This is a genomic window from Salinivibrio sp. ES.052 (assembly GCF_900141775.1).
Classification (GTDB): domain Bacteria; phylum Pseudomonadota; class Gammaproteobacteria; order Enterobacterales; family Vibrionaceae; genus Salinivibrio.
Window position 1 is genome coordinate 385,675 of sequence record NZ_FSRI01000001.1, and the last position, 25,464, is coordinate 411,138.

The 25,464-nt window shown below is 48.7% G+C and carries 20 protein-coding genes and 1 tRNA gene; 7 read left to right on the plus strand and 14 right to left on the minus strand.

The genetic code is table 11. From position 1 onward, the window contains the following. Positions 1-108 precede the first annotated feature (108 nt). A complete protein-coding gene (locus BUQ98_RS01815; RefSeq protein ID WP_074212232.1) occupies positions 109-2,076 on the plus strand; it encodes a DNA topoisomerase III in 1,968 nt (655 codons plus the stop codon). A gap of 53 nt (positions 2,077-2,129) precedes the next feature. On the opposite strand, the gene BUQ98_RS01820 is transcribed toward BUQ98_RS01815, so the two are convergent. Next, a complete protein-coding gene (locus tag BUQ98_RS01820) occupies positions 2,130-2,888 on the minus strand; it encodes a sulfite exporter TauE/SafE family protein (RefSeq protein WP_074212233.1) in 759 nt (252 codons plus the stop codon). A 236-nt stretch (positions 2,889-3,124) separates the two neighbouring features. Here BUQ98_RS01820 and BUQ98_RS01825 point away from each other — a divergent pair, with 236 nt between their 5' ends. Further along, a complete protein-coding gene (locus BUQ98_RS01825) occupies positions 3,125-6,073 on the plus strand; it encodes a bifunctional diguanylate cyclase/phosphodiesterase (RefSeq protein ID WP_074212234.1) in 2,949 nt (982 codons plus the stop codon). A 134-nt stretch (positions 6,074-6,207) separates the two neighbouring features. Beyond that, entirely contained in the window at positions 6,208-8,295 is a 2,088-nt protein-coding gene (locus tag BUQ98_RS01830; protein WP_083605169.1) for an alpha-amylase, read from the plus strand. 85 nt (positions 8,296-8,380) lie between these two features. Here BUQ98_RS01830 and BUQ98_RS01835 read toward each other — a convergent pair. The 3 genes from BUQ98_RS01835 to BUQ98_RS01845 all read right to left on the minus strand — a co-directional run bounded on the left by BUQ98_RS01835 (position 8,381) and on the right by BUQ98_RS01845 (position 10,703). Next, a tRNA-Pro gene (locus BUQ98_RS01835) sits at positions 8,381-8,457 on the minus strand. Between the two features lie 107 nt (positions 8,458-8,564). Continuing rightward, entirely contained in the window at positions 8,565-10,442 is a 1,878-nt protein-coding gene (locus tag BUQ98_RS01840; protein WP_074212236.1) for a DUF3413 domain-containing protein, read from the minus strand. A 42-nt stretch (positions 10,443-10,484) separates the two neighbouring features. Beyond that, positions 10,485-10,703: a YejL family protein gene (locus BUQ98_RS01845; RefSeq protein WP_074212237.1), complete on the minus strand. Its 219-nt coding sequence runs from the start codon at positions 10,701-10,703 to the stop codon at positions 10,485-10,487. A gap of 77 nt (positions 10,704-10,780) precedes the next feature. Here BUQ98_RS01845 and yejK point away from each other — a divergent pair, with 77 nt between their 5' ends. Next, positions 10,781-11,800: a nucleoid-associated protein YejK gene (yejK, locus tag BUQ98_RS01850; RefSeq protein WP_074212238.1), complete on the plus strand. Its 1,020-nt coding sequence runs from the start codon at positions 10,781-10,783 to the stop codon at positions 11,798-11,800. 89 nt (positions 11,801-11,889) lie between these two features. Here yejK and nhaC read toward each other — a convergent pair whose 3' ends face one another. Continuing rightward, positions 11,890-13,344, minus strand: a complete 1,455-nt coding sequence (nhaC, locus tag BUQ98_RS01855) for a Na+/H+ antiporter NhaC (protein ID WP_074212239.1) — start codon at positions 13,342-13,344, stop codon at positions 11,890-11,892. A 542-nt stretch (positions 13,345-13,886) separates the two neighbouring features. On the opposite strand from nhaC, the gene asd reads away from it, so the two are divergent. Next, positions 13,887-15,011, plus strand: coding sequence for an aspartate-semialdehyde dehydrogenase (gene asd / locus BUQ98_RS01860; RefSeq protein ID WP_074212240.1), 1,125 nt, complete (start codon positions 13,887-13,889; stop codon positions 15,009-15,011). Between the two features lie 151 nt (positions 15,012-15,162). Here asd and sodB read toward each other — a convergent pair whose 3' ends face one another. After that, complete coding sequence (gene sodB / locus BUQ98_RS01865; RefSeq protein WP_074212241.1) at positions 15,163-15,747, minus strand: superoxide dismutase [Fe]; 585 nt, start codon at positions 15,745-15,747, stop codon at positions 15,163-15,165. A gap of 282 nt (positions 15,748-16,029) precedes the next feature. Here sodB and BUQ98_RS01870 point away from each other — a divergent pair, with 282 nt between their 5' ends. Beyond that, positions 16,030-16,368, plus strand: a complete 339-nt coding sequence (locus tag BUQ98_RS01870; protein ID WP_074212242.1) for a Grx4 family monothiol glutaredoxin — start codon at positions 16,030-16,032, stop codon at positions 16,366-16,368. A 93-nt stretch (positions 16,369-16,461) separates the two neighbouring features. Here the strand turns inward: BUQ98_RS01870 and BUQ98_RS01875 are convergent, their stop codons facing one another. From BUQ98_RS01875 to rnt, 3 genes are all read right to left on the minus strand, one after another. Further along, positions 16,462-17,784 (minus strand): Na+/H+ antiporter family protein, encoded by a 1,323-nt coding sequence (locus tag BUQ98_RS01875; RefSeq protein WP_074212243.1) that lies wholly within the window; start codon positions 17,782-17,784, stop codon positions 16,462-16,464. Between the two features lie 447 nt (positions 17,785-18,231). Next, complete coding sequence (locus BUQ98_RS01880; RefSeq protein ID WP_074212244.1) at positions 18,232-19,545, minus strand: outer membrane protein transport protein; 1,314 nt, start codon at positions 19,543-19,545, stop codon at positions 18,232-18,234. Positions 19,546-20,031: 486 nt separating this feature from the next. After that, on the minus strand, positions 20,032-20,709 hold the full coding sequence (rnt, locus tag BUQ98_RS01885) for a ribonuclease T (protein WP_074212245.1): 678 nt from the start codon (positions 20,707-20,709) through the stop codon (positions 20,032-20,034). 205 nt (positions 20,710-20,914) lie between these two features. Between rnt and BUQ98_RS01890 the strand changes: the two genes are divergently transcribed. Beyond that, positions 20,915-21,826, plus strand: coding sequence for a flagellar protein MotY (locus tag BUQ98_RS01890; RefSeq protein ID WP_371515103.1), 912 nt, complete (start codon positions 20,915-20,917; stop codon positions 21,824-21,826). Positions 21,827-21,930: 104 nt separating this feature from the next. Here the strand turns inward: BUQ98_RS01890 and gloA are convergent, their stop codons facing one another. From gloA to rsxD, 5 genes are read right to left on the minus strand one after another with little or no spacing between them, the layout of a single operon-like run. Continuing rightward, entirely contained in the window at positions 21,931-22,347 is a 417-nt protein-coding gene (gene gloA / locus BUQ98_RS01895; RefSeq protein WP_074212246.1) for a lactoylglutathione lyase, read from the minus strand. Positions 22,348-22,391: 44 nt separating this feature from the next. Beyond that, on the minus strand, positions 22,392-23,033 hold the full coding sequence (gene nth, locus BUQ98_RS01900) for an endonuclease III (protein WP_074212247.1): 642 nt from the start codon (positions 23,031-23,033) through the stop codon (positions 22,392-22,394). Between the two features lie 17 nt (positions 23,034-23,050). Further along, a complete protein-coding gene (locus tag BUQ98_RS01905) occupies positions 23,051-23,749 on the minus strand; it encodes an electron transport complex subunit E (protein WP_074212248.1) in 699 nt (232 codons plus the stop codon). Next, positions 23,746-24,384, minus strand: coding sequence for an electron transport complex subunit RsxG (gene rsxG / locus BUQ98_RS01910; protein ID WP_074212249.1), 639 nt, complete (start codon positions 24,382-24,384; stop codon positions 23,746-23,748). The genes BUQ98_RS01905 and rsxG overlap by 4 nt, the downstream gene beginning before the upstream one ends. Beyond that, on the minus strand, positions 24,381-25,460 hold the full coding sequence (rsxD, locus tag BUQ98_RS01915; RefSeq protein ID WP_074212250.1) for an electron transport complex subunit RsxD: 1,080 nt from the start codon (positions 25,458-25,460) through the stop codon (positions 24,381-24,383). The genes rsxG and rsxD overlap by 4 nt, the downstream gene beginning before the upstream one ends. Positions 25,461-25,464 lie beyond the last annotated feature (4 nt).

A 25,464-nucleotide genomic window follows, 5' to 3' on the forward strand; every position in this document is an offset into this window, starting at 1 on the left:
ACACTTTCCACCACATCCGGTGAAGAGCCGCATATGTACAGGTTTTTTATTGCACCCCGATCGGGCTTTGCATACCATGCGGTCAGCGACTGTTTAAGAGGCTTTGTCATGGCACGATTATTTATTGCGGAAAAACCGAGTTTAGGGCGCGCGATTGCCGCCGGCCTGCCTAAGCCTCATAAAAACCATAAAGGATACATAGAGACAGGGCAGGGCGATGTGGTGACTTGGTGTATTGGCCACCTGCTCGAACAAGTTGAGCCGGAAGTCTATGATAGTCGTTATAAAAAATGGAACCTCGCCGATCTGCCTATAGTGCCCGAACGGTGGCAGTTACGACCACGCAAAGCCGCATCCGGTCAGCTGGCGGTGGTAAAAAAACTGATTAAGCAATTCAATCAACTGATCCATGCCGGTGACCCTGATCGCGAAGGGCAGTTACTTGTGGACGAAGTCATTGATTACGCCAATGTCAGCGCCACCAAAAAATCAAAGATTAAACGCTTGCTGATCAGTGATTTAAATGTCAGTGCGGTTAAAAAATCACTGAGTCAAATGCAAGACAATAAAACCTATATCCCGTTGTCTATTTCTGCATTAGCGCGCTCAAGAGCGGATTGGCTATACGGTATGAATTTATCTCGGGCGTATACCTTATTGGGAAAGCAAGCCGGCTATCACGGTGTCTTATCCGTCGGGCGTGTACAAACGCCCGTTCTCGGCCTTGTTGTAAGACGTGATCAAGCGATTGAACGGTTTGTCCCCCATCCTTATTTTCAGTTGGATGCGCTTATTCCTTACCAAGACACCCAAGTACGTGCACGTTGGCAGCCGAGTGAAGCGTGTGCAAAATGGCAAGATGAGCAGGGCCGGGTGCTGTCTCGTCCCTTAACTGAAAATGTGGCGAACAGAATCGCTGGGCAGCCAGCTACCGTTATAGAAGCGGATCGCCAGCAACGTAAGCAAGCCGCGCCGCTGCCTTATAATTTATCGGCGTTACAAATTGATGCGTCAAAGCGGTTTGGTTTTAGTGCCCAAAAAGCCTTGGATGTGTGCCAGCAGCTTTATGAACGTCACAAATTAATTACCTACCCGCGCTCTGACTGCCGCTATTTACCCAAGGGTCACTTTGCTGAGGCATCTAAGGTATTGGACGCGATTAGAAAAGGGTGTCAGGTTCTCCATCAGGCTTGTGATAGCGCGGATCCAAAACAGAAAGGCAAAGCGTGGAACGATGCCAAGGTGGGCGCACACCATGCCATTATTCCTACGGCTAAAGCTGCCCCCGCCAACCTATCTGACGATGAAATGAAAATTTATCAGCTGGTCGCGCGACAATATCTGATGCAATTTTACCCTCCGGCAGAATATGCGGAAGGAAAATTGGTGTTTGATATCGCTGGGGGCTGTTTTATCGCCAAAGGGAAAGTGCTAACTCAGGCCGGCTGGCGAGCGCTATTGCCAAATAGTAAAACAATGGAAAGTGATGCCGCACCATTGCCTCTAATGAATAAAGGCGAGCAGGCGCAGTGCGAGCGGGGAGACATAAAAGACTGCATGACGGAGCCGCCCGCAGCATTTACCGAATCGAGTTTATTGCAAGCGATGACAGGCATTGGGCGTTATGTACAAGACAAGGCTTTAAAGGATATTCTACGTGAAACGGATGGGCTGGGCACTGAAGCGACTCGCGCCGGTATTATTGAATTGTTGGTAAAACGGAGCCTATTAAACCGGCAAGGAAAAACACTGCATGCGACCGCCAGTGGGAAAGGACTTATTGATGCCTTACCAGACAGTGCCACTTACCCTGATATGACTGCAGACTGGGAGCGTCAGCTGCAAGACATGGCTGACCAACAATGCGCCTATCATCCCTTCATGCACGCGTTGACGGAAAGAGTCACTGGGTTGATTGAAACGGTAAAAATCGCCCCACCTCCCCCGTCGTTAAAAGACTTACCAGCGGCGCCGGCTAGAACGTTTAAACGTCGACGACAGGGTACAAGCAGCAGCCGTAAGCGTACGTCTAAACCAAAGCGTGAAGCGACGACACGTAAGGCGGCTGGGCAATGATGGCAGCAACCGAGTCATTGCCTCCCTCGATGGCGTCAAAATGACTTGCTTCGTTAAAAGGTATATGCAGCGATACAACCGACGAGGGTCATCACCAATAAAAAGACTTTTAAAACTTTTGGGTTCGCTGAGACAGCAAATCGTACCGCAATGCGTGCCCCTAACATGGTTCCTATCGCGAGAATGAGCCCTGGCGCCCAACGTATGAGGTCATCGGCAATAAACACTACCAGTGAGAGGGTGGTAAAGGCCAACGTACACGCCAATTTAAGCGCATTACCTCGCACCAAGTCGTAGTTAAGGGTGCCACATAGTGCGGCGAGCAAAACAAACCCCACGCCTGCTTGCACGAAGCCACCATAAAAGCCCGCTAACAGTAGGCCAACCCAAGCACTGGGGGTTTGAGAAACGTGTTTTACTGGCGTGCCAGCGGGGGGAGCAAAGGTGGCTGGCCTAATTAACATGATGACGGTCATGGTCAATAAAGTGCCGAGCAATAAAGGTTTAACCCAACTCGGCGGTAACCAAGCCGCGGCTAAAGCACCGCATAAGCCACCTATTACGTTAGGTATTAACACTGGGATGATATCCTGGGTATCGAGCTTGTTATGCTGGCGAAAGCCTGTCATGCCAGAGGCACATTGCAGCCATACTGCGACTCTATTGGTGGCATTGGCCACATCGGCAGGCATGCCCATTACCATGAGTGCGGGCAGGGTTAAATTAGAGCCACCACCTGCTAACGTATTGATGATACCCGCGATGACACCCAAACTGACTAATAGAAAACTGTATTCTAGACTGATTGTCATGCGCACTCCTTTGTTTGTTATTGGTTGTATGTTGTTGCGTTTAATCAATCCACTTGAAGGCGTCACTTCTTGGTGAAACAGGTAGTGCCTCAGCATACTGTCTACACATCATGTTGTGAAACCGCTTTGTAGTGCTGGCGATTATCTGCGTGCCCTTTATAATCACGTGCTACACCTGAGGTTTTTGGTTCATGTTCGCTCAATCATGAGTAGAGCGAGATAAGGTATGTCACGTTATGCAGCAAGCTGGTTCATCGGCGCTTGATAAAGTTGCACGCCGCTCCGCACGGGTCGGCTTTATCTACAATGTGCTTATCTCCATCATGGTCTTCGTCTTCGCTGTGGCCTCGGTGGAGTTTTGGCTGTATCAGCAAGCACATGATCAAGAGGTAAAAGAAGTCCGCAATACCTTGCTGGCTTACCGTTCTCGTATTGAATTAAAAGTGACGCAAAATATAGATTTAAGTCATGGTTTAACCACGTATATCAGTTTAAATCCCGACTTAACTCAAGACGAATTTGCGCGTTTTGCTGGCCAACTCAAAGCGAAATCGCCACATATCCTTAATTTTGGCGCCGCCCGAAACTGGGTAATTAGTCACGTATTCCCGGAGAATTTACAGGCGTCATTAGTCGGGACCAATTATCGAGAGCTCCCCGAACAACTCGATAGTGTGCGCGAGGCCTATGGGTCAAGGCAGCCGGTCATCTCAGGGCCGGTGGACTTAATCCAAGGAGGCACAGCCTTGATTGCACGCCAATCCATTATTAATCAAAAAACGGGCTTGCCCTGGGGCGTGTTATCCACCGTGTTGGATATCGATGCCTTATTCTCCGAAAGTTTTCAAGAGGAAGAAGCCGCACCGGTACGCGCGGTGTTACAAGAAAGAGAGACGCCAAACGCCGAATTTACCAATATATACGGTGATACGTCGGTATTAACGCATTCGCCTGAAGCCGTCACACTTAACTTGCACTCTGGCCAATGGCGTCTTCTAGGCGTGCCTCGTGAAGGTTGGAAAGGGTTGCATGCACACCCGACCGTGTGGGTTGTTGGGTCGATCATTCTCGGTTTTTGGTTAGGGGGGTTATACGGCCGTTATAACGCGGGTCGTAGTTTTGCCCAATCTATTGGTCGAGTGGTCAATGACAGTTATCGATTTCGAAGTATTTTTAAACGTCATGATGCAGTGATGATGCTACTCGACGCTAAAAGTGGCGATATTCTCGATGCCAATGATAGTGCCCAGCGGTTTTATGGTTATGACCATGCAACACTGACGGCTATGCGTATTAGCGACATTAATACTCAAACGGACCGAAGACTTAAAGAAAGCCTGTCGCAGGCGCAACAGCGAGAAAAGAACTATTTTATCTTCTCCCATCGACTTAAAAATGGTGATGTTCGGCAGGTAGAAGTGCATTCATCTCCAATAACGGTCGGGCATGCCAAGCTCTTGTTTTCAGTGATCCATGATGTCTCAGAACGGCTTGAAATTGAACGTAAACTGATGCTTAACGCAAAAATCTTTGAGCAGTCGAGTGAAGGCGTATTGATTACGGACGCTGAAGGTTACATCGTTGCAGTAAACGGTGGGTTTAGCGTGATCACTGGTTATCAAGAAGAAGATGTTGTGGGAGTGTCGCCATCGGTGCTTAACTCGGGTCGTCACAATAAGTGCTTTTTCGCTGAAATGTGGCAGCAGATTAACCGTCAAGGACATTGGAAAGGTGAAATCTGGAACCGACGCAAAGATGGGGTGGTATATCCTCAGCTACTCTCAATCAGTGTTGTGAAAGACGAAGTGGGCGAGGTAGTTAATTATATTGGTGTGTTCTCTGATATTACCAAGCTCAAAGACTCAGAGAAAAAGCTGATTGATTTGGCACACTACGATTCATTGACCGGATTACCCAACCGTTTACTGTTAACCTCTCGCATTCGCGAAGCCATGAGCATGCAGTCAACCCAGCGTAACCAGCTTGCGTTGATGTTTCTCGATCTCGACCAGTTTAAATTCGTTAATGACAGCCATGGGCATGCAGTGGGAGACGCATTGCTGAAGATGGTCAGTCAACGTTTGTATGGCTTATTGCTCGAAGGTGATACGTTGGCGCGTCTCGGAGGGGATGAGTTTGTGATCCTTAGGCTGATTCATGCTGACAACCACGCATGTGTTCGCTTATCCGAGGATGTCATTCACGCCATGAACCGTCTATTTGTCTTAGAAGGCGGTATTGATGCACAAATTGGCGTCAGTATTGGCATCGCACAATACCCATATAATACCTCCAGTACTGAAGAGCTATTGACGTTTGCTGACTCTGCGATGTATCACGCGAAGAAGTCCGGACGTAACACCTATGCGTTTTATAATGATGCGCTTACCGTGGAGGCTAATCACAAGCTGCGCCTCGCCGTTGAGCTTCGACAATGTGTGCAAAATGAGGAACTGGAGTTGTACTATCAGCCCCAGATCGATTTGGTCACAGGCGATATTGTGGGGGTCGAAGCCTTATTGCGTTGGCACCACCCTGAGCGAGGCCTGCTGTCACCGTTCCACTTTATTGATGTCGCAGAAGAACGATCGATTATTCATGATATTACGCGATGGGTTGTTGAGACGGGCTGCCGACAATTGAAAAGTTGGCATGATGCAGGCGTACATATCTCCATGGCGGTAAACATCTCGCCGCGAAACCTTGCGGATGTCACTTTTACACAAGTAGTGTCTGAGGCTCTTGATCGTACGGGTGCCGATCCGCGTTTTTTAGAGTTAGAAATTACCGAGAATACCTTAATAGAAAATCAAGCCAATGCGTTACAGGTGTTGGAGCAGTTACGTGATAAAGGCGTAGGCATTGCGATCGACGATTTTGGAACGGGTTATTCTTCTATGGCGTATTTGAAGCGGTACCCGATCTCTAAATTGAAAATCGATCGCCATTTTATAAAAGATATTCAAAGCCAGTCCCCTGATGAAGAAGAGGTAGCCATTGTCTCTGCAATGATAGCGATGGCAGACAGCCTTGGCATGGGCGTGGTCGCTGAGGGTATTGAAACCTTGCATCAACAAGCCATCCTGCGAGAGTTAGGCTGTACTTTTGGCCAAGGATATTTGTATCGCCGTCCAGCGCCGGCAGGAGAGATAGCGGAACTATTGGGCGTTGAGTCTTGTGAGTAAGATAAGACGATGAAGATAAAGATAAAGAGGCACAATCCCAATAGACTCCTCCCCAGACTGTCATCGCTCACACTTTGAAGGCGCAGAGACAGGAATGATGTCAACACCTTGCCATTTTTTTACCCTAGGGAAAAATGGCAAGGAGTATCATGATGACCTCTCTTTTTTCTGGGCAGCGTCTTGCCGTGGCGATCGTTGCTTCGTTCAGCTCGGCGGCAATCCAGGCGGCACCACACATTACCATCACGACATCAACGACCCAGCTTAATCAGCCGCTAGATGCCGCCACACCTGCGGTGTTTACATTAGATAAAAATACCTATCAGATAAACGTAGAAGGTATCGAAGGTGAATGTCAGGCTGACACGCCTGAGAAAGCCAAGTTTAATACACCAATCCCCCTATCGTGCAATACAGCAAGCCCCTTTGATCTCACCATTCGTTTTGCCGGTGACTATGGCTTTTACTATCAACCGGACACGCGTACGTTGAGCGTTAAACGTGAGCCGAAAAAAACGACCTCCACTTTTAAACGGCCTTTACCGGATGTGCAATGCCAGCAGTACCAAGGTGGACCGGTCACGATTGATCTTGCCGACAGCTTTCCTGAAGGTACTCAGCTAAAAGATGCGCTCAGTGGTCAGGTCGCCACTGTGCATGACCAACGCGTGACGCTGACGCCAGCGCCTAAAAGTGGTGGTTTGGTGCTATTGGCACCGGTTGATGCCCCTGATCCTGAGTTTAGTTACCGTAATGCCAATATCTACTTTGTGATGGTGGACAGGTTTAACAATGGCGAACCGAGCAATGATCATAGTTATGGTCGTCACCAAGATAATGCGCAAAACATAGGCACCTTTCATGGGGGAGATCTGCAAGGAGTCATTGATAAATTGGATTATATTCAGTCTCTCGGTACCGATGTGATCTGGCTATCGCCTATTGTCGAACAGGTCCATGGTTTTGTTGGGGGCGGTAGCAACGGCAATTTTCCTTTCTATGCGTATCATGGTTATTGGTCACGTGATTTCACCCAGGTCGATAAAAACTTTGGTGATGACACCGTGCTCGAAAAACTGATAGAGGAAGCCCATCAACGTGGGTTGAAAGTGTTTCTAGATGCGGTGGTTAACCATCCAGGCTATGCGACCCTCGCTGATTTACAGCAAGATAGTATCGAGGTCGTGAATGACTCGGGGTTGCCAGAGAAGTGGCAGGATTGGCAACCCAGCGACAGACAAAGCTGGCATGACTTTCACCAAGCGATTAACTATAACAGCCCCAATTGGCAGCAGTGGTGGGGAAAAGACTGGGTGCGTGCGGGGTTGCCTGGCTATGACGCGCCGGGAACCAGTGATGAAACGCTTACCTTGGCAGGACTGCCTGACTTTAAAACGGAGTCGACCAAGACAGTGACACCGCCGCAGTGGTTGCTAGATAATCCAGGAACGCAGGTTGAAACACGAGAAAACTATACGGTTAGTGATTACTTACTCGAATGGCAAACCCAATGGGTTGAACGTTTTGGCATTGATGGCTTCCGCGTCGACACGGTTAAACATGTAGATGGTGACGTCTGGCGGGCGTTGAAATCACAGGCATCTACGGCGTTGGAGACATGGCAAGACGCGAACAACAAGACGGCTGAACCATTTTGGATGATGGGTGAAGTGTGGGGGCATCGTGCTTATCGCAGCCCGTACTTCGATCAAGGCTTTGATGCGTTGATTAACTTTGATTTGCAAAAGCAGATGGACAAGGGCGCGTATTGTCTCAGTGAAATGCAAGACACCTATCAAGTGTATGCCGATACCATGGAAAAAGAGAGCGATTTTATTCCAGTCAGCTATATGTCTTCCCATGACACCGAGCTCTTTTTCAGTCGATTCAAAGATATCAGTATGCAACGCGGTGCTGCCAATGCGTTGTTACTGACACCGGGGGCGGTACAAGTCTATTACGGTGATGAAGTAGGGCGTGATTTGGGACCTTATGGTGATGATTTTCACCAAGGAACACGCTCAGACATGGTGTGGCAGCCTAATGTCGCGCAGACTGCTTTATTGGATCATTGGCGCAGGGTGGGACAGTTTAGACAGCGCCATCCCGCCGTGGGGGCTGGGATGCATCACGCTATTCCACAACAAGGTGCGTACGTGTTTTCACGCCAACTCGGGGAAGACACCATTGTGGCTGCGTTTGTTGGGCGTCAAGCAGAATAATAGTGTGGCCGATAATGCGGGAGGTGAAACTTTTTGCACTAGGTATGAAAAAACCCGCTGCTCTATGAGCAGCGGGTTTATATATTGGTCGGTCTGACTGGATTTGAACCAGCGACCCCTGACACCCCATGACAGTGCGCTACCAAACTGCGCTACAGACCGACTAAGCGCTATATTACGAATCGGTCTGATAACTGTCAATTGCCAAAACCGTTTGTTTTCCAGTTTTTCAATCGTTTGGCTACTTATGCGCCAGTTACCGAGAAGGATTAACGTTCGTGATCCTCAGGATGGTAGAAGCGCTTGAGTTCATGCATGACCTGCATTAGCAATGAGAGTTGAGGCTTACCTTCTGGTAATGGCGTGTAGTGGCGATCATACACTTTATAATTACCAAATTTATCCACCACCGTGGTTTTTTGTGGTTGTACAACCACGATATCACGACTGTCCCCGGCCAGAACCCACTTACGTGGGCGGGTCTTTAGCTCAAACAAATTGGTCCCGCTGCTGTAGATGTCTGCCGGAGAGCTGACCGACAGCATTGATTCCATTAGCGTCGGGGCTACATCAAGATGACTGCTATAGTTTTCAATTTGTTCAGCTTTTTGGTTAGGCCAGTGCATGACCATCGGCACTTGGAGCTGATAACGACTATAATTAGAATTAGATCCCCAGCTATTCAGTCCTGTCTCGTTAAATTCCATGCCGTGATTGGCGGTGATCATAATGACCGTGTTGGTTAATTGACCGGATGCTTCAAGCTGTTTGAAGAGGCCACTCAACTGATCATCAAGATAATGAGCCGCATTGTTGTAACTGTTTTTCAGTACCAAGCTAGTTTGCGCATCTACACCAGCCATGACGCTATCAAGCGCTGGCTGGAAGGGTTGTGGGTAATCGCCACCTTGCTCATATTCATTCACGGTAGCCAGTTCTAAGTAGCCAAACCATGGCGCGCCAGGTTGACGATCGTTCAACCAACCTTGCATGGATGAGATAGCGTTTGCGTCGGCTTGCCAAGCTGGAGCATCTGACCGTGTGTTTCCGTCTAGCGCACGACTGAAAATGCTTTGATAATAAATAGGATTTGCGAAATGGTCACCGCTGAACAGCCCTAATTGGTAGTCGCGTTGTTTGAGTGTTTCTATCATCAGTGGACGCAACCCCTCGGTACGTGCACTTTGCGCATAACTGCCGGGAAGACCATAGAAAAATCCAAACAGCCCTGCCATGTCATCGTTACTGCTACTGAAGTGATTTTTAAACCATAGATTATCGTTAGCAAAACGATAGAGGTGCGGCATGGTAACGGGATTTAACATATCGGCACGCAACCCTTCGACCATTACCACCAGCAAATTTTTCTGGTATTTATTGGCATCAGGGGCAAACGCGAGAGGTTCAAGCGGGTAGCGAATAACTTCACTACTTTCTTGGCCACGCTGTTCACGTAGACGTTGATACTCTTGTCGGTCAAGCAGGCCGTATTTTTCCATAAAGGTTTTCGCTGTCATCGGATACGAGACAGGGAAAGTCGAGCGTTGTGCGGTGACAGGGCTATAGATAAATGCATCAGCCCAAATATGGATAAGATGGCTGGATATAAAGCAAAGCGCAAAGACGGTGGCAACGGGAATACCAATGCGTTTGCGTGTCAGTTTTCGCAGTTTGCGCCACACCCATTCGGCAATAATCAGCTCTAGGATGAAAATGGCGGGGACGGCAATAAACAAATACTGCCAGTGCGCATTCATATCGGTTTTTTCGCCGCTTAACAGCAGCTCCCACACCAGTGGGTTGAGGTGAAGGTGCAGGGTTTGATAGGCGTAAATATCGAGCAGCAGTACCATCATCCCGACGGTCGCAACCATCACAGCAAATAGCCGCATCAGTCGCTGAGACGGAATGATGAAACTGGCAGGGAAAATAATAAGAATATAAAGCGCAAACACCAGGAAGCCGAAATGCCCGACCCAGTTAAAGACCAAGTAGCTTTGCCCTAATAGCGTCTCAGGCCATCCTGATTGGCTGATGTAGCGTGTGCCAAGCAACATAGCGGCAATGATGTTGAAAAAGCTAAACCAATGCCCCCAACTGATCAGTTGGGATACTTTGTCGCGATACGATGTTCCGCTATCAACCATACAAATTTATTCTTCTCTTATTAGATACTGCTGCTGCAAACGTTACTGACTATCAATCGAGGCCATCAATGCTTGGGCGAACTTGTCGGCAAAGGCCTGACGTTGAGCGGCAGGAATATTGTGGTTAAGGATATTGGTGGCGACATTCCCAATCACCATCAGTGATAAATCCGTCGATGTACCGTGTTGCTCTAACACGTTGACAACATCACTGATAATACGTTCCACTTGCTTATCATCATATTTTGAGGTTACAGGCATAAAATCGTCTTGTCTTATTAAAACCAAAGCAGCGTATAATAACTCACACTTTAGTCTTACTGAAAATCTTTTCAATCATGACCCTCACGCTTTCCAACGTAATATTACATCAAATCGTCAAGCAAGCTGATGATTCTCTTAACGTTCACCTTCGTGATGGACCTTTACCTATCAGTGAACAAACCGAAAACCTGATGGGGGATATTCATCGGGTTTATCATGCAAAAGCAGGCAAAGGGTTTGCTTTGTTTGACACCGAGAGTGAATGCCAGCAGTGGTTAAAAGCTTACCGAGCTAATGAACTCGACTTTCGCACGTTTTCCGAGCGAGCCGTTGAGCGCTTGCGCGCCGAACTAGCGAAATACCCCTTTGCGGATAACGGTACATTGGTGATGGCGCATTATCGTGCACTTGCCACGGATTATTTGTTTATTGGTGTTCTAGAATCGAAACACAGCTTACGTGTTACTGATGAACTAGATGTCAACGCAACCGAATACCTAGATGTCAGCAAGATGGATATTGCTGCTCGCATTGATTTATCGACGTGGGAAACCGATCCCGAGTCAAACCGCTATCTTTCCTTTATCAAAGGGCGAGTCGGGCGCAAAGTGTCGGATTTCTTCCTTGATTTCCTACAAGCCGAAGTGGGCATGGACAGCAAACAGCAAAACCAGGTACTGATGCAGGCTGTTGAAGATTACTGTGATGATGCTCGGCTGGATAAGGAAGAAAAGGATACTTATCGCAAGCAGGTCTTTGATTATTGCAATGATCAGCTTAAAGCGGGTGATGAAGTGGTGGTGAAAGAGCTGGCGAGTGAGCTGCCAGCGACATCAGAAGGCACCGATTTCTACCAGTACGCGAATCAGCAAGGCTACGAGCTCGAGGAGCAGTTTCCTGCAGACCGTACAACGATGCGCAAGTTAACCAAATTTGTCGGATCGGGTGGCGGTTTATCGGTCAACTTTGATGCCATGTTATTGGGGGAGCGTGTGTTCTATGATCCAGACACCGATACTCTCACCATTAAAGGGACACCGCCTAACCTTCGTGATCAATTGCAGCGACGTTTGGCCAGTCGAGATGATGAATAACACGGCGTAGTCCATGTTCTGTCACAAAAAAGCGGGACCCCTTGATGGTGTCCCGCTTATTTATGCGTCTGTTTATTGCGAGTCCGTGATTAGGTGCGTTCAGCAACCGTTTCTACTGCTGCTGGCGCATTATTATCAGCATGCGTCTCTGCAGACGGCTTCGTCGGTTCGACTTTATCGACAAACCATCCCATGTAACTGGTGACGATAGTGACGGCGATACATACGAAGCTGAGCCACATGAACGGCGCATAAGACAGGGTTGCGACACCTAAGATACTTGCCATATAAATGCCGTTATCGCTCCATGGCACCATACCAGAGGTCAACGTGCCGCCAAACTCCGCATTTCTGGACAAGTTCTTACGCTGATAGCCCAGTCTATCGTAGTTTTTCGCGCAGATTTTTGGGGTTAAGATCAGTGACACATACATGGCCGAGCCGAAAACGTTGCCCATGAAGGCGGTGCCAATAGTTGACGTCGCCAAACTACCGGCACTGTTGACACGGCGCTCAAACAAGCTGGCAATGGTGTGTAATACACCGACTTTTTCGAGTAAGCCACCAAACCCCAAACCGAAGACGATCACAGCGACGGAGCCAAGCATGGATGACATGCCGCCACGATTAAGAATCGCATCAATGAAATCAACGCCTGATGAAATCGAGAAAGGGGCCCATGCCGTATTAATGGCGTGAACAGGTGTCATATCTTGCAGCATGATGGCCCAAACTACGCCGAGCAATGAGCCAAAGCTAATTACAGGGAAAGACGGTAATCGCATTGCCAGCAGCGCAAGGACAATCAGCACCGGGACAAAGGATAGGGGCGAGATCACAAACTGATCCTGCATTGCCTGTTTCACCATTTCTACTTGGCTCATGTCGACATTGCCTGCGTAATGCCAGCCAATAAGCGTAAACAAAATACCAGTAATAATGTAGCTTATCAGCGCAATGGGTAGCATGCCTTTGATGTGCTCAACGATTTCCACACCTGACATGGAAGAGGCGAGGATCACCGAATCAGACAGAGGCGACATTTTGTCACCAAAATAGCAGCCAGAGAGTACGGCACCCGCAGTCATTGGAGCAGGGATCCCTAAGCCTTGGCCAATCCCCATCATTGCAATTCCCGCAGTACCGGCGGCCCCCCAAGAGGTACCCGTGGCCAATGCGGTCAGAGAGCAAATCAACATGGTCGCTAAAAGGAAAATAGAAGGGTGAATAGCTTTAAGACCATAGTAAATAATGGTGGGGACAATCCCGCCAGCGATCCAAGTGCCGACCAGTGCACCGACTGAAAGCAGAATTAAAACGGCACCCAACCCATTGGATATCCCTTTTGTTGCGGCGGTTTCGAGCTCTTTATACTGATGCCCAAGCTTTAAACCCAGACCCATAATTACAAACCAGCCAATAAATAAGGCGAGTTGGATTGGGAGATCAAGTTTGGCGGTAAACGAAAACGCGAGTGCGAGAAACGCGCCAAGCGCCAGAACCACCTGAACGATGGATGGTAATCGAGTTTGCTGTGTTGTCATAACTAAACCTTCTTCACGTCGCACTTCTGGTCAAACCATGAGGTACACGTATCAATATCATTATCGGAAGGTGGATCGTCTGTGATTGCGCGACTACTCCCTGCGCGATTTAGCGATGCACTAAGCAACCACCAAACTCACATCACTGTCCGTGTGTCAGTATCCTTTGTTCCATTTGTGAGGTGTCATACTCTAGCTAACAGAGCAATCAGATGGGAAACATTTTTGTCGCTTATGTGAGTCAAGCGCGAGCCAGGTTAAAACTTATCGTTAATGGTTTATTGTTTGTTTTCTTGTGGTTTTTAATTTGTTTTTATTCGGTGTTTTTTATGTGTGCTGGTGCTGTTTTTTTCGGCGTTTGTACGTTAAATCAAGTTGGACATCAGTGACGGAAAATTGACAAGTAGGGGGTAAATCGCGCAGAAAAAGGGACGGACCTGACGATGGTGAAAAGACATGTTAGTATCAAAAACGTTTTTTCACTGACTGTCGAAAAGAATGCTCTTTAAAACGGCGGTCACACAACATGGAGTGTGAAAATTATGATGCGAGTAGGTTTAGTTGGCTGGCGCGGCATGGTGGGATCGGTGCTGATGCAGCGTATGGTGGAAGAGAAAGACTTCGACCATATTGAACCTGTATTTTTTAGTACCTCTCAGGTTGGGATCGACGCACCAAACTACGGTAAGGATGCGGGTACCCTAAAAGATGCTTACGACATTGAGATGCTAAAAACCCTCGATGCTATTATCACCTGCCAAGGCGGAGATTACACCAACGACGTTTACGCAAAGCTGCGTGAATCAGGTTGGAAAGGCTATTGGATCGATGCCGCGTCATCACTACGAATGGCAGATGATAGTATCATCACCTTGGATCCGATTAACTTCAAGCAAATCCAAGCGGGTATTCACAATGGCACACAGACGTTTGTGGGTGGCAACTGTACCGTTAGTCTCATGCTGATGGGTCTTGGCGGTTTGTATCAGAACGGCCTGGTCGAGTGGATGACAGCACAAACTTATCAAGCGGCATCTGGCTCAGGCGCAAAACACATGCGCGAGCTGATCAGCCAAATGGGGGTGATCAACGACGCCGTGAATACCGATTTAGCCAGCCCAGCGACGTCAATCTTAGATATTGATCGTAAAGTTGCCCAAACGCTACGTTCTGGGGACTTCCCAAGCGAGCAGTTTGGTGCGCCGCTTGCCGGTTCTTTGATCCCTTGGATTGACGTTAAACGTGATAATGGCCAAAGCAAAGAGGAATGGAAAGCATCGGTTGAGACCAACAAAATCCTCGGATTGGACAACAACCCGATCCCCATCGACGGTACGTGTGTCCGTGTGGGAGCGATGCGTTGTCACAGTCAGGCCTTGACCATCAAGCTGAAAAAATCGGTACCGATGGATGAGATTGAAGACATGATTGCATCACACAACGACTGGGTCAGTGTCGTCCCTAATGAGCGTGATGTGACCATGACTGATCTGAGCCCAGCCAAGGTAACAGGCACCATGTCCGTGCCTGTTGGCCGCTTGCGTAAATTAGCAATGGGTGATGATTTCCTCAATGCTTTTACCGTGGGTGACCAACTCTTGTGGGGTGCGGCAGAACCTCTGCGTCGTACGCTGCGCATTATCTTGTCGGAAAAAGAGCAAGACTAATTGCTGTGAAACAGTCTCGTTAAGCCGTCAATTATATTGGCGGCTTTTTTTGTGCGCGATTTTTGTCGCATAAGCTAGGTGTACCAAGCACCCATAAAAAAGGAGGCGATAGACGCCTCCTTAACTTTACGCTTTTTTGTCGTAAGCCGACTTAGCCTGCGAAGTTTTTCGCGACGAAGTCCCAGTTAACCAGCTTCCAAAAGGCAGCCAGATAGTCTGGACGTACGTTACGATAATCGATGTAGTAAGCGTGCTCCCAAACGTCCACAGTCAGTAGTGGCGTTTCACCGTCGTGAGTCAGTGGGGTTTCGGCATTTGATGTGTTGACGATTGCCACAGAGCCATCTGCTTTTTTCACCAGCCATGTCCAGCCAGAGCCGAAGTTAGTGACTGCGGCGTTGGTGAACTGCGTTTTAAACTCGTCGAAAGAGCCAAACGCTTTAGTGATTGCATCCGCAACGTCACCCGTTGGCTCACCGCCACCGTTAGGGCTTAGGCAGTGCCAGTAGAAAGTATGGTTCCACACTTGTGCAGCATTGTTGAACACACCGCCTGAAGAGGTTTTGATGATCTCTTCCAGTGACTTACCTTCAAAATCAGTCCCTTCAATCAGACCATTCAGCTTTACCACATAGGTGTTGTGGTGCTTGTCATAGTGATAGTCCAAGGTTTCTTTTGAAATATGTGGCTCTAGCGCATCTTTTGCGAAAGGGAGTTCAGGTAGTTGGAATGACATTGCTTATATCTCCGTTTTTATCGTGAGAGTGCTTCCTGTAGTCCATCGCCCGTGGTGTAGGGTGTCGTTTGTGATGGGTTATCACGTCAACGAACAGCCACCTAACCATCGGGTGTGGCTACTATTTTCGTTTTGCTGAGTGTAGTTTAGCAAGTTTTTACTTTATTAAAAGGATCGCGACAAAATTTTTATGCCTAATCCCACAAAAGATTTAGGCATTTTTTTCCGCTCTGTTAACCAGTAGAATCAAAGCAAGATTCACAGACAGTGTTCGAGGAAGCAATGGAAACAACGGACAAGATCAAGCAGCAAATCGAAGAGAACGCAATTCTGCTTTACATGAAAGGGTCGCCAAAACTGCCAAGCTGTGGTTTTTCTTCGCAAGCCTCTCAAGCGCTGATGTCGTGTGGCGAGAAGTTTGCGTACGTGGATATTCTACAAAACCCAGATATCCGCGCTGAGCTGCCTGTTTATGCACAGTGGCCGACCTTTCCACAACTCTGGGTTGACGGTGAGTTAGTGGGCGGTTGTGACATCATTCTGGAAATGTTCCAAAAAGGTGAGCTACAGCCACTGGTCAAAGAAGCGGCAGAGCGCCGTGACGCGAGCGAAAACGAATAACTTTGTTATTGATAGAGCCGACGTTGAAAAGCCACGTCTGGGACGTGGCTTTTTTGTATGGTTTAGTGAGTGGAAACGCGCATTGTTTTCTCTCTAGAGCACCATGGCGGCTAACCAGCCAAACGCAATTAACGGTAAGTTGTAGTGGAGAAAGGTCGGCACCACCGTATCCCAAATATGTTCATGCTGACCATCGGCGTTAAGCCCAGAAGTTGGGCCGAGGGTGGAATCAGACGCGGGAGAGCCCGCATCCCCCAACGCCGCAGCGGTACCAACCAGCGCGATCGTGGCCATGGGTGAAAAACCAAATGCCAGTGAGAGTGGAACGTAAATAGTAGCGATAATGGGAATGGTCGAGAACGACGAGCCGATCCCCATGGTAACCAAGAGTCCTACAACCAGCATCAAGAAAGCCGCCAATGGCTTGTTTTCGCCAATGGAACCAGACAAAGATGCGACCAAGGATTCCACCCCTCCCGTTGCCTTCATCACCGCGGCAAACCCTGCTGCCGTGATCATGATAAAGCCGATCATCGCCATCATATGCACGCCCTTGGTGAACACGTCCTGGGTGTCTTTCCAGCGAATGACACCACCAAAGGTGAATACCATAAAGCCGGCCAACGCGCCGACAATCATCGACCCTGCCATCAGTTGCACGCTTAACGCGGCAATAATTGCAATCCCTGCCACCCAAAGGTTACGAGGGCTAATGGTGTGATTTTCTGGCTCGGCGTTGAGTACCTCGCCTTCGTTATATTGACGGGGCTGGCGGTAACTGACGAAGGTCGCGATCAGTAATCCAACCACCATCCCGGCGGCCGGTAATAACATTGCGGTTGGTACCTGGCTGGCGACCACGCTTAAACCGTTATCATTGAGGTTTTTGAGCAAAATATTGTTCAAAAAGATGCCACCAAAACCGACCGGTAACACCATATACGGCATGATTAAGCCAAAGGTGAGCACACAGGCGACCAAACGACGGTCGAGTTTTAAGCGCTGGAACACATGCAATAGAGGAGGGATCACAATAGGAATAAAGGCAATGTGGACCGGGATTGCGTTTTGCGACGAAATCGCTAATAGCCCTAACAGGACTAAAACAACATATTTAAAGGTGGCCGTGTTGGCATCGGTTGGGCGCGCGTTTAGCTTGCGGATCACCGAGTGCGCGAGGACATCGGTGATCCCTGAACGACTTATTGCTACCGCAAAAGTGCCGAGCATGGCGTAGCTAAGGGCAATGGTGGCACCGCCGCCAAGCCCACCTTCAAACGCACCAATGGTCTCGGAAATACTGAGCCCACCGACCAGTCCACCAAGGACGGCACTAAAAGTGAGTGCGACGACGACATTCACGCGCATAAGGGCCAGTGCCAGCATGACACAGACTGAAATGACTACCGGGTTCATGGAAACGTTCCTGTTATAGGGTTATCACTGCAGCGTTGCCGCAGGGGTTATCTATGGTTTTGTAATTAAGCTACCCAGTTTGCGCAAAATTTTGTCTGTGTCGAGGGGAAATCTGCTTTTTTAGTTACTTTCTTTCATGCTTGTCCGCCTTGCTGCAAGCCGAGACTGTCAAAGTAGGCAAATCGACTCGTAAGCGATCGCAGACGTGTGGCAATGTAGGCGATCCTGATGAGCGGTCGCGACCGAGTGCCGCTAAGCAGACCCTCCCGCGCCAAGGACAGCGCGGCGGCGCCCCCTGAGATGGGTTCACGGCATGTCTGCGAGCGGGGGCTTGGCTGCGTTGTACCATGATAGCGGCCAGCCATCGCTTATCATCCTCAACGGTGAATAGATAAAAAAGCCGGCCTTAATAGGCCGGCTCGTTGGGGTATGTTTAACTCGCAGAGTTTAGAACAAGTAGTTCAGCTGCAAACCATAGATATACGCATCGCCGCCAGCTGAGAACGCAAATCCGTCTTCAGTACCGTCAACTTGGTCGCCATCTAGGTAGGCAAAACCCGCATCAACGGAGAGGTTCTCATTCGCAGTGTAGGTCGTACCCAGGCTCCACCAATGACGGTCAGAATCAGGAATACTTAGCGTACGATCTTCAGCATCTACCGGGCTTTCATCATAGGCATAACCGGCACGGAAGGCCCAGTGATCGTCCATGGTGTAGGTGGCACCGAGTGCATAACGCCAGCTGTTATCCCAGTTTTCATCTTTTTGGAGACATTGGCCAGCTGTGCCATCATTACAATTAGTCGCTGCACTCGTTGCTTTTAACTCCTCAAAAGTATCCCATCCGACGTGCATTGCACTATAGTGGACTGCAATTTGTTGGTTGAGTTGATGGAAGCCTGAAAATTCAATAATCTCAGGTAAATTAAGATCTAACTCACCTGATACAGACTGTCCTTGTTTTCCTACGGCAATAGTTGAGATGCCTTCGTAGTCACCTTCTAGTGTGATATCCGACTGTGAGCGATAAGACACACCTAGTCGGTTGTTTTCATCTATTTCCCATAGAGCTCCAAGATTCCATCCGAAGCCCCAGCCGTCACCACTTAGGTGGGAAATACGACTGGTAGGAGTATAAGATGTTCCTAATTGCCCATTGAGTACTGGAGCTGCGGCACCAGCAAATCGATTTAACTCCGCATCGGCGTAGATAGCACTAATACCCGCACCAACACTCCACTGATTGTTTATCTTGTATGCAATATTAGGATTGAAGTTCATGGTAACTAGAGCGGTATCACCGGCTCCAACTCCAGCAGCAAAGTCTTTTGAGTATTCTGTCGATAACCCGAAATTAGAAAAAGCGGAAAAACCTATCGCAAGATTATCGTTTAGCGGGCGAATAAGGTGAAAATTAGGGACATATTCAGTTGGAGCAAGATCATTTTCATCTGTTGATAAACCTTGAGCTTCTAGGACCGCTTTAGGTATGGTGCCGTTGCCTGCACTGTTTACATCAGCATGCACATCAGGATCGATAATGGTTAAGCCGCCCGAGAACGCGGTAGTGTTAAAACGGGTTAGGGCAGCGGCGTTGCGTGCGCCTACTGCGGCATTATCTGCGATAGCGGCTTCACCGGCAAAAGCACGCCCCAAACCAGATACCGAGGTTTCTGATACTTGGAAGCCGGCACTGTGTGCTTGCACGGCTAACAAAGATAAACTGGTTGCCACTAGCGATTTCTTAAATAGTGATGACATAACGCGCCTCACTCCTTTGTTAATTAGCTTCTTGTTCTTTGGGGCCGCCTCTTCCAAGCCCATCTTGCGTGGGCGAAAGAAGTGCTCGGATGTTCTACAAGTTCAATAGTGGCACCAATTTCACGTTTGTTAAAGGTTGGTTTCAAAACGGATAAACCACTATTTCACCTGATAGGGCTAACAATGTTTCTATCAGTTGTTTTAAGTAAAAACTCTATTTGAGTAATATCTATGCTCAGCCCTTATTTAACGTGATTTTTATATTGTTATTCTGTCGCTCACTCCTTATGTGCCTGTTTAATAGTGGTTAGTCTGATAACGAAATAAAGACCAAAATAAGATCATGAAAATGTGACCGCAAACAAATTGTTAACAAGTCTAAGCTGAACTTTTTGTGGTTTGTGAACACATTTGGCGTCAAACCATGCAGGGTCGGCGACAACGCTGGGGCTGCGTGTTTGCCGACCTGGTTGGGTTAACTTGTCTTTATTGGTAATTAGGTAGGTGTATTCTCAGAACTCTCGGGGGAGTCGGGAGAGGCCAGCCGCCCAAGCGCTTCCAGCGATTGACGATCTCACAAAAGAGCTCAGCAGTACGCTCGGTATCATAGAGCGCGCTATGTGCTTCTTTATTATCAAACGGGATTTGTGCTGTTTGGCAGGCTTTTGCCAACACGGTTTGTCCTAATGCTAGGCCACTCAGTGCAGCGGTATCAAAGGTGGCAAAAGGATGAAAGGGAATGCGCTTGAGTTGAGCTCGTTCTGCTGCAGCCATGACAAAACTATGGTCAAAATTGGCATTGTGCGCGACCATAATGGTGCGCTGACATTCCGCCGCTTTTTGTTCTTTGCGGATCAGCTTAAAGATTTCCCGCAAGGCCTCGCCTTCATCAACGGCGCCACGTAATGGGCTATAAGGGTCGCGGATGCCGGTGAACTCAAGGGCAGCAGGTTCGAGATTAGCGCCTTCGAACGGGGTAACATGAAAATGCAATTTTTTATCCGGTGCTAGCCAGCCTTGTTCGTCCATTTTTAACGTGACAGCACAAATCTCAAGTAGCGCATCGGTTTTGGCATTGAACCCGGCAGTCTCGACATCGACCACGACGGGGAAGTAGCCACGGAATCGGGCCTTAAGGCTGTTTAGGTTGCTTGCTTCGCTCATGCAGATGCCATTTTACTGAAAGTAATAAAAGGTGATTATCGCAAATCGCAGCGTTAAGCTAAAGTCACCATGTTGCCCGTCGATACCTTTATATATACTGTGAATGTTTAAACCGCCTTTTTGCAGTGCCGCATGTATATTGTGCGTTGGTGCTTGCAGTAGGCCACGCCTTATTCATTATTCTATGTGAAGTTCGGAGTCTAGGATGGCGTCTCGCCTTTTTACGCAATGCCTCATGCTAATAATGCCATTATGCACGATAGCGTTGGTTATCGGTCTCTTCGCGTCGGGCAACGCCTATGCGAATAAGCAATATGTGGCTTCGCTTGGAGAGTCAAACTGGGCCGTCACCATAGATACACCGATCGAGTGTCGTTTAGAACATTCTATTCCCGGATATGGGCTTGCTTCTTTTACTGCTCGAGCCAGTAAAGACATGAATTTAGACTTCTTGTTAGAGATGCAACGCGCCATGGGAGAGACCACTCAGGTATCACTATTATCCATGCCTGCTGATTGGATGCCTGGCGAGCCGGCTCGATATATGGACCAACTTCAATTTTTCCAGCAGTTCGATGGCTATGTCGGTGGTCAAACGGCTTGGTCGATGCTCAGTGAGTTGGAGTCGGGCCGATTTCCCACGTTTAGCTTTCAAGATTGGCAACGTCAGCAACGACAAGTGGATGTCGCGCTATCGGCAGTGGCATTTGGCTCGCCGTACAACGAATTCAGCCGTTGCCTCAATCGACTATTACCTTACGCGTTTGAAGACATTTCTTTTACCGTGTTGCGTTATCAAGAAAATAGCGATGAGCTGACCAAAGCGAGTCGCCAACGATTGACTCAAATTGCCGAGTTTGTTCGCTATAGTGATGATATCGATTTGGTGCTGGTTGCCACCTATTCAGACGCACGCGGGACACGAGAGGCCAATCAGCAAATGTCAGAGCGCCGAGCGAAAAAGCTTCGAGACTACTTCACGTCGTTAGGGCTACCAGAAGACAGAATTACGGTTGAAGCCTATGGTGAACGTCGGCCTATTGCTGATAATGAAGATCCGATTGGGCGAAGCAAAAACCGGCGCGTAGTCATTTCGCTGGGAAGAACCTTGTTATAAATGATAGAGACGGTAACTGATAGCGCTTGTCACCGATAGAATGCAAAAAGCCCAGCATCAAACGCTGGGCTTTTTGTTTGAAGTTGAAGTCCTGTCTTGCTGTGTTAACCGTTTAGGCCAGCAGAGGCACTTTTGTTTTGGATAAGCTCAAGCTTGTACCCATCAGGGTCAGTGACGAAGGCGATTTCAGTGCTACCGCCTTTGACTGGGCCTGGCTCACGGGTGATATTGCCGCCCGCTTGGCGAATTTGATCGCAGGTCGCGTAAACATCGTCCACGCCAATTGCGATATGGCCAAAGGCGTTACCGTGATCGTACTCGCTTTCGCCCCAGTTGTAGGTCAGCTCAATCACGGCGCCTTCTGACTCATCGGAATAGCCGACAAACGCCAGGCTATATTTATACTGCTCGTTTTCATTGCTGCGTAACAAACGCATTCCCATCACTTCAGTATAAAATTTGATCGCACGGTCTAGATCACCGACCCGGATCATGGTGTGTAGAATTCTGCCGTTTGACATGACGTTGCTCCTTTTTGGCTTGCCAGTGCTCGCCTTTGGCGGCGTTAGCTATCTGGATAAACTTTTTCTTTGTACTCACATAAATCTTCAATGATGCAACTGCCACAGCGAGGTTTTCGTGCTAGGCAGGTGTAGCGTCCATGCAGAATTAGCCAGTGGTGCACATCGACTTTAAAGGCTTTGGGCACCACCTTGATCAGTTTCTCTTCCACGTCATTGACGTTTTTACCCATTGCAAATTTGGTGCGATTAGACACCCGAAAAATATGGGTATCGACGGCGATGGTGGGCCAGCCAAATGCGGTGTTAAGCACCACATTAGCGGTCTTTCGTCCCACTCCAGGCAGGGCTTCCAGTGCCTCTCTGCTTTCTGGCACGTCGCCATTATGTTGTTCAATCAAGGCGCGGCAGGTTTTAATTACGTTCTCGGCTTTGGAGTTAAATAAACCGATATTTTTTATATACGCTTTTACTCCGTCAACGCCCAACGCCAGCAGCCCCTCAGGTGTATTGGCCACGGGGTACAGTTTATTGGTTGCTTTATTCACACTGACATCGGTTGCTTGTGCCGACAGTAACACCGCAATCAGTAATTCGAAAGGGGTGGACCAATTGAGCTCAGTTTGCGGATTCGGGTTGTTATCTCGCAGACGTTCAAGGATCTGTCTTCGTTTTTCTTTATTCATTTACCGTATCCTGTGGGTCATTGATTGCCTGTCACACGCGCGCGCTCAATCACCGGTTTCTCGTCTTTTTCTGTTTTGCTGGCAAGGTGCGTATCAATGATGTTCTTCAGCGCGATAAGAAAGCCGACAGCGAGGAACGCGCCGGGTGGCAATATGGCTAACAGAAACTTGGTATCGAATTGGAAAATTTCAATCCGTAATACGGCCGCCCAGTCGCCCAATAACAGATCCGCGCCATCAAACAAGGTGCCGTTGCCAATAATTTCTCGAATGGCTCCGAGTATCACCAACGCGGCGGTCATCCCTGTGCCCATCCAAAAGCCGTCACTCACCGATAAACTAACAGGGTTTTTAGAAGCAAACGCCTCCGCGCGACCGATGATAATGCAGTTGGTCACTATGAGCGGAATAAAGATCCCCAGTGATTGATATAGGCCGTAAGCATACGCATTCATGACCAATTGCACACAAGTCACCAGCGAGGCGATGACCATCACGAAAATGGGAATGCGCACCTCTTTGGGGACCCATTCACGGATCACGGAAACAATTAAATTGGAGCCGACGAGCACCGCCAATGTCGCGATGCCTAGACCAAGGGCATTGGTGACGGTAGCGGAGACCGCCAAAAGTGGGCATAGACCCAGTAGCTGCACAAAAGCGGGGTTGTTACTCCACAAGCCATTTTTCATTAACTCTTTATGAGCACTCTTCATGATGCACCTCCACAATTCACTGGCTGATTAATCAGAGCAGCTTGCTGTTGGCTCACAAACCAAGCGGCTTTTTTAACCGCGGTTACTACAGCCCGTGGAGTGATGGTCGCACCGGTGAATTGGTCGAACTGGCCACCATCTTTTTTGACCGCCCAACGTTTATCCTCTTCACTGGTCACGGTCTTTCCGCTAAAGCTGCGTATCCAGTTTGACACTCGTAAGCTCACTTTGTCACCGAGCCCTGGGGTCTCGTTATGTTCTAACACCCGTACTCCTAACACTTGGTGACTCGTTGCGTCCATACCTATGAGTACTTTAATGGCGCCATTGTAGCCATTAGGGGCAATAGCTTGGATAGCGACTGCAGTCACGTCATCGTTAAGCGTTGCTACGTAAAAAGGTTGTGCCTCATCGGTGCCGAGCGCTTCTGAATGTTGTATTAGCCGGCAGTTTTGGTGAAGCGGATTATCATGTCGATCTTCAGGGATCACTTGGTTGAGTGCTTTTGATAACTGGATTTGCTGCTGCTCTTTAATGGTGTCTTCCGTCAGTGCATTGGTCACCGCGACTAACGCCGTTGATAAGAGGGCCGCGACCGCTAGGATGCCCCCATGCTTTCGTATCGTTTCAATCATAGTTGTGACTTCTTCTCTGCACGGTTGCTGGCATGCCCATAAGTGCGTGGCTTGGTGTAATAATCAATCAATGGCACACACAAATTAGCAATGATGACCGCAAACGCGACACCGTCGGGATAACCGCCCCATGTGCGAATTAGATACACCAGCACTCCAATCAGGCCACCAAACCATAAGCGGCCACGATCAGTGGTTGAGGCGGAGACTGGGTCGGTGGCGATGAAAAACGCACCGAGCATGGTGGCGCCCGATAACAAATGGATCAGTGGTGACGCGAGTTGATCAGGCGCGATCAAGTGGCCGAGCAATGAACATACAAGCAAGGCGGCGAGTACCGCGACCGGAATATGCCAATTGATAATGCCTCGTTGGATAAGCACCAAACCACCGAGTAGGTAAAGCGTGTTAACCCAAGCCCAACCTTTACCGCCTAATGCTGAGAAAATCGGTTGTTGCAAGGCTTCGCTGACGGTTTGGCCGCCAGCCAGTGCGGTTTTAATGGTATCCAGAGGCGTCGCCATGGTGGCGCCATCCACCGTCATACGCAATTGGTTGACACTAAAGCCATCCAAGGTGTAACCGCCAAAAATCGCCGCAAGGGTGTCAGCAAAGGTCAAGCTATGGGGGGCAAGAGTTTCTGGCGGCAACCAAGTGGTCATTTGTACCGGAAAAGCGATGAGGAGTACCACATAGCCAACCATGGCTGGGTTAAAGAGGTTCTGCCCTAATCCGCCGTAGATATGCTTGGCAACAATGATAGAAAACGCAGTACCGATGACGATCACCCACCAAGGTGCCATCGGCGGGATAGCGACGGCCAATAAAAAGGCGGTGAGTAGGGCGCTATTATCGCGAAGATAAGCCATCACTGGGCGACGACGCAATCGCATCACCAGTGCTTCGGTAGACCAAGCCGTGACAACCGCTAAGGCTAATTGAATAAGCACGCCCCAGCCGAAGAAATACCACTGTGCCGCCAAACCGGGTAAGGCACATAGGAGCACCGTCAGCATGATATGGCTGGTGGAACGTTTGTTGTGGGCGTGTGGTGAACTTGCGATGAAAAACGCCACGTGG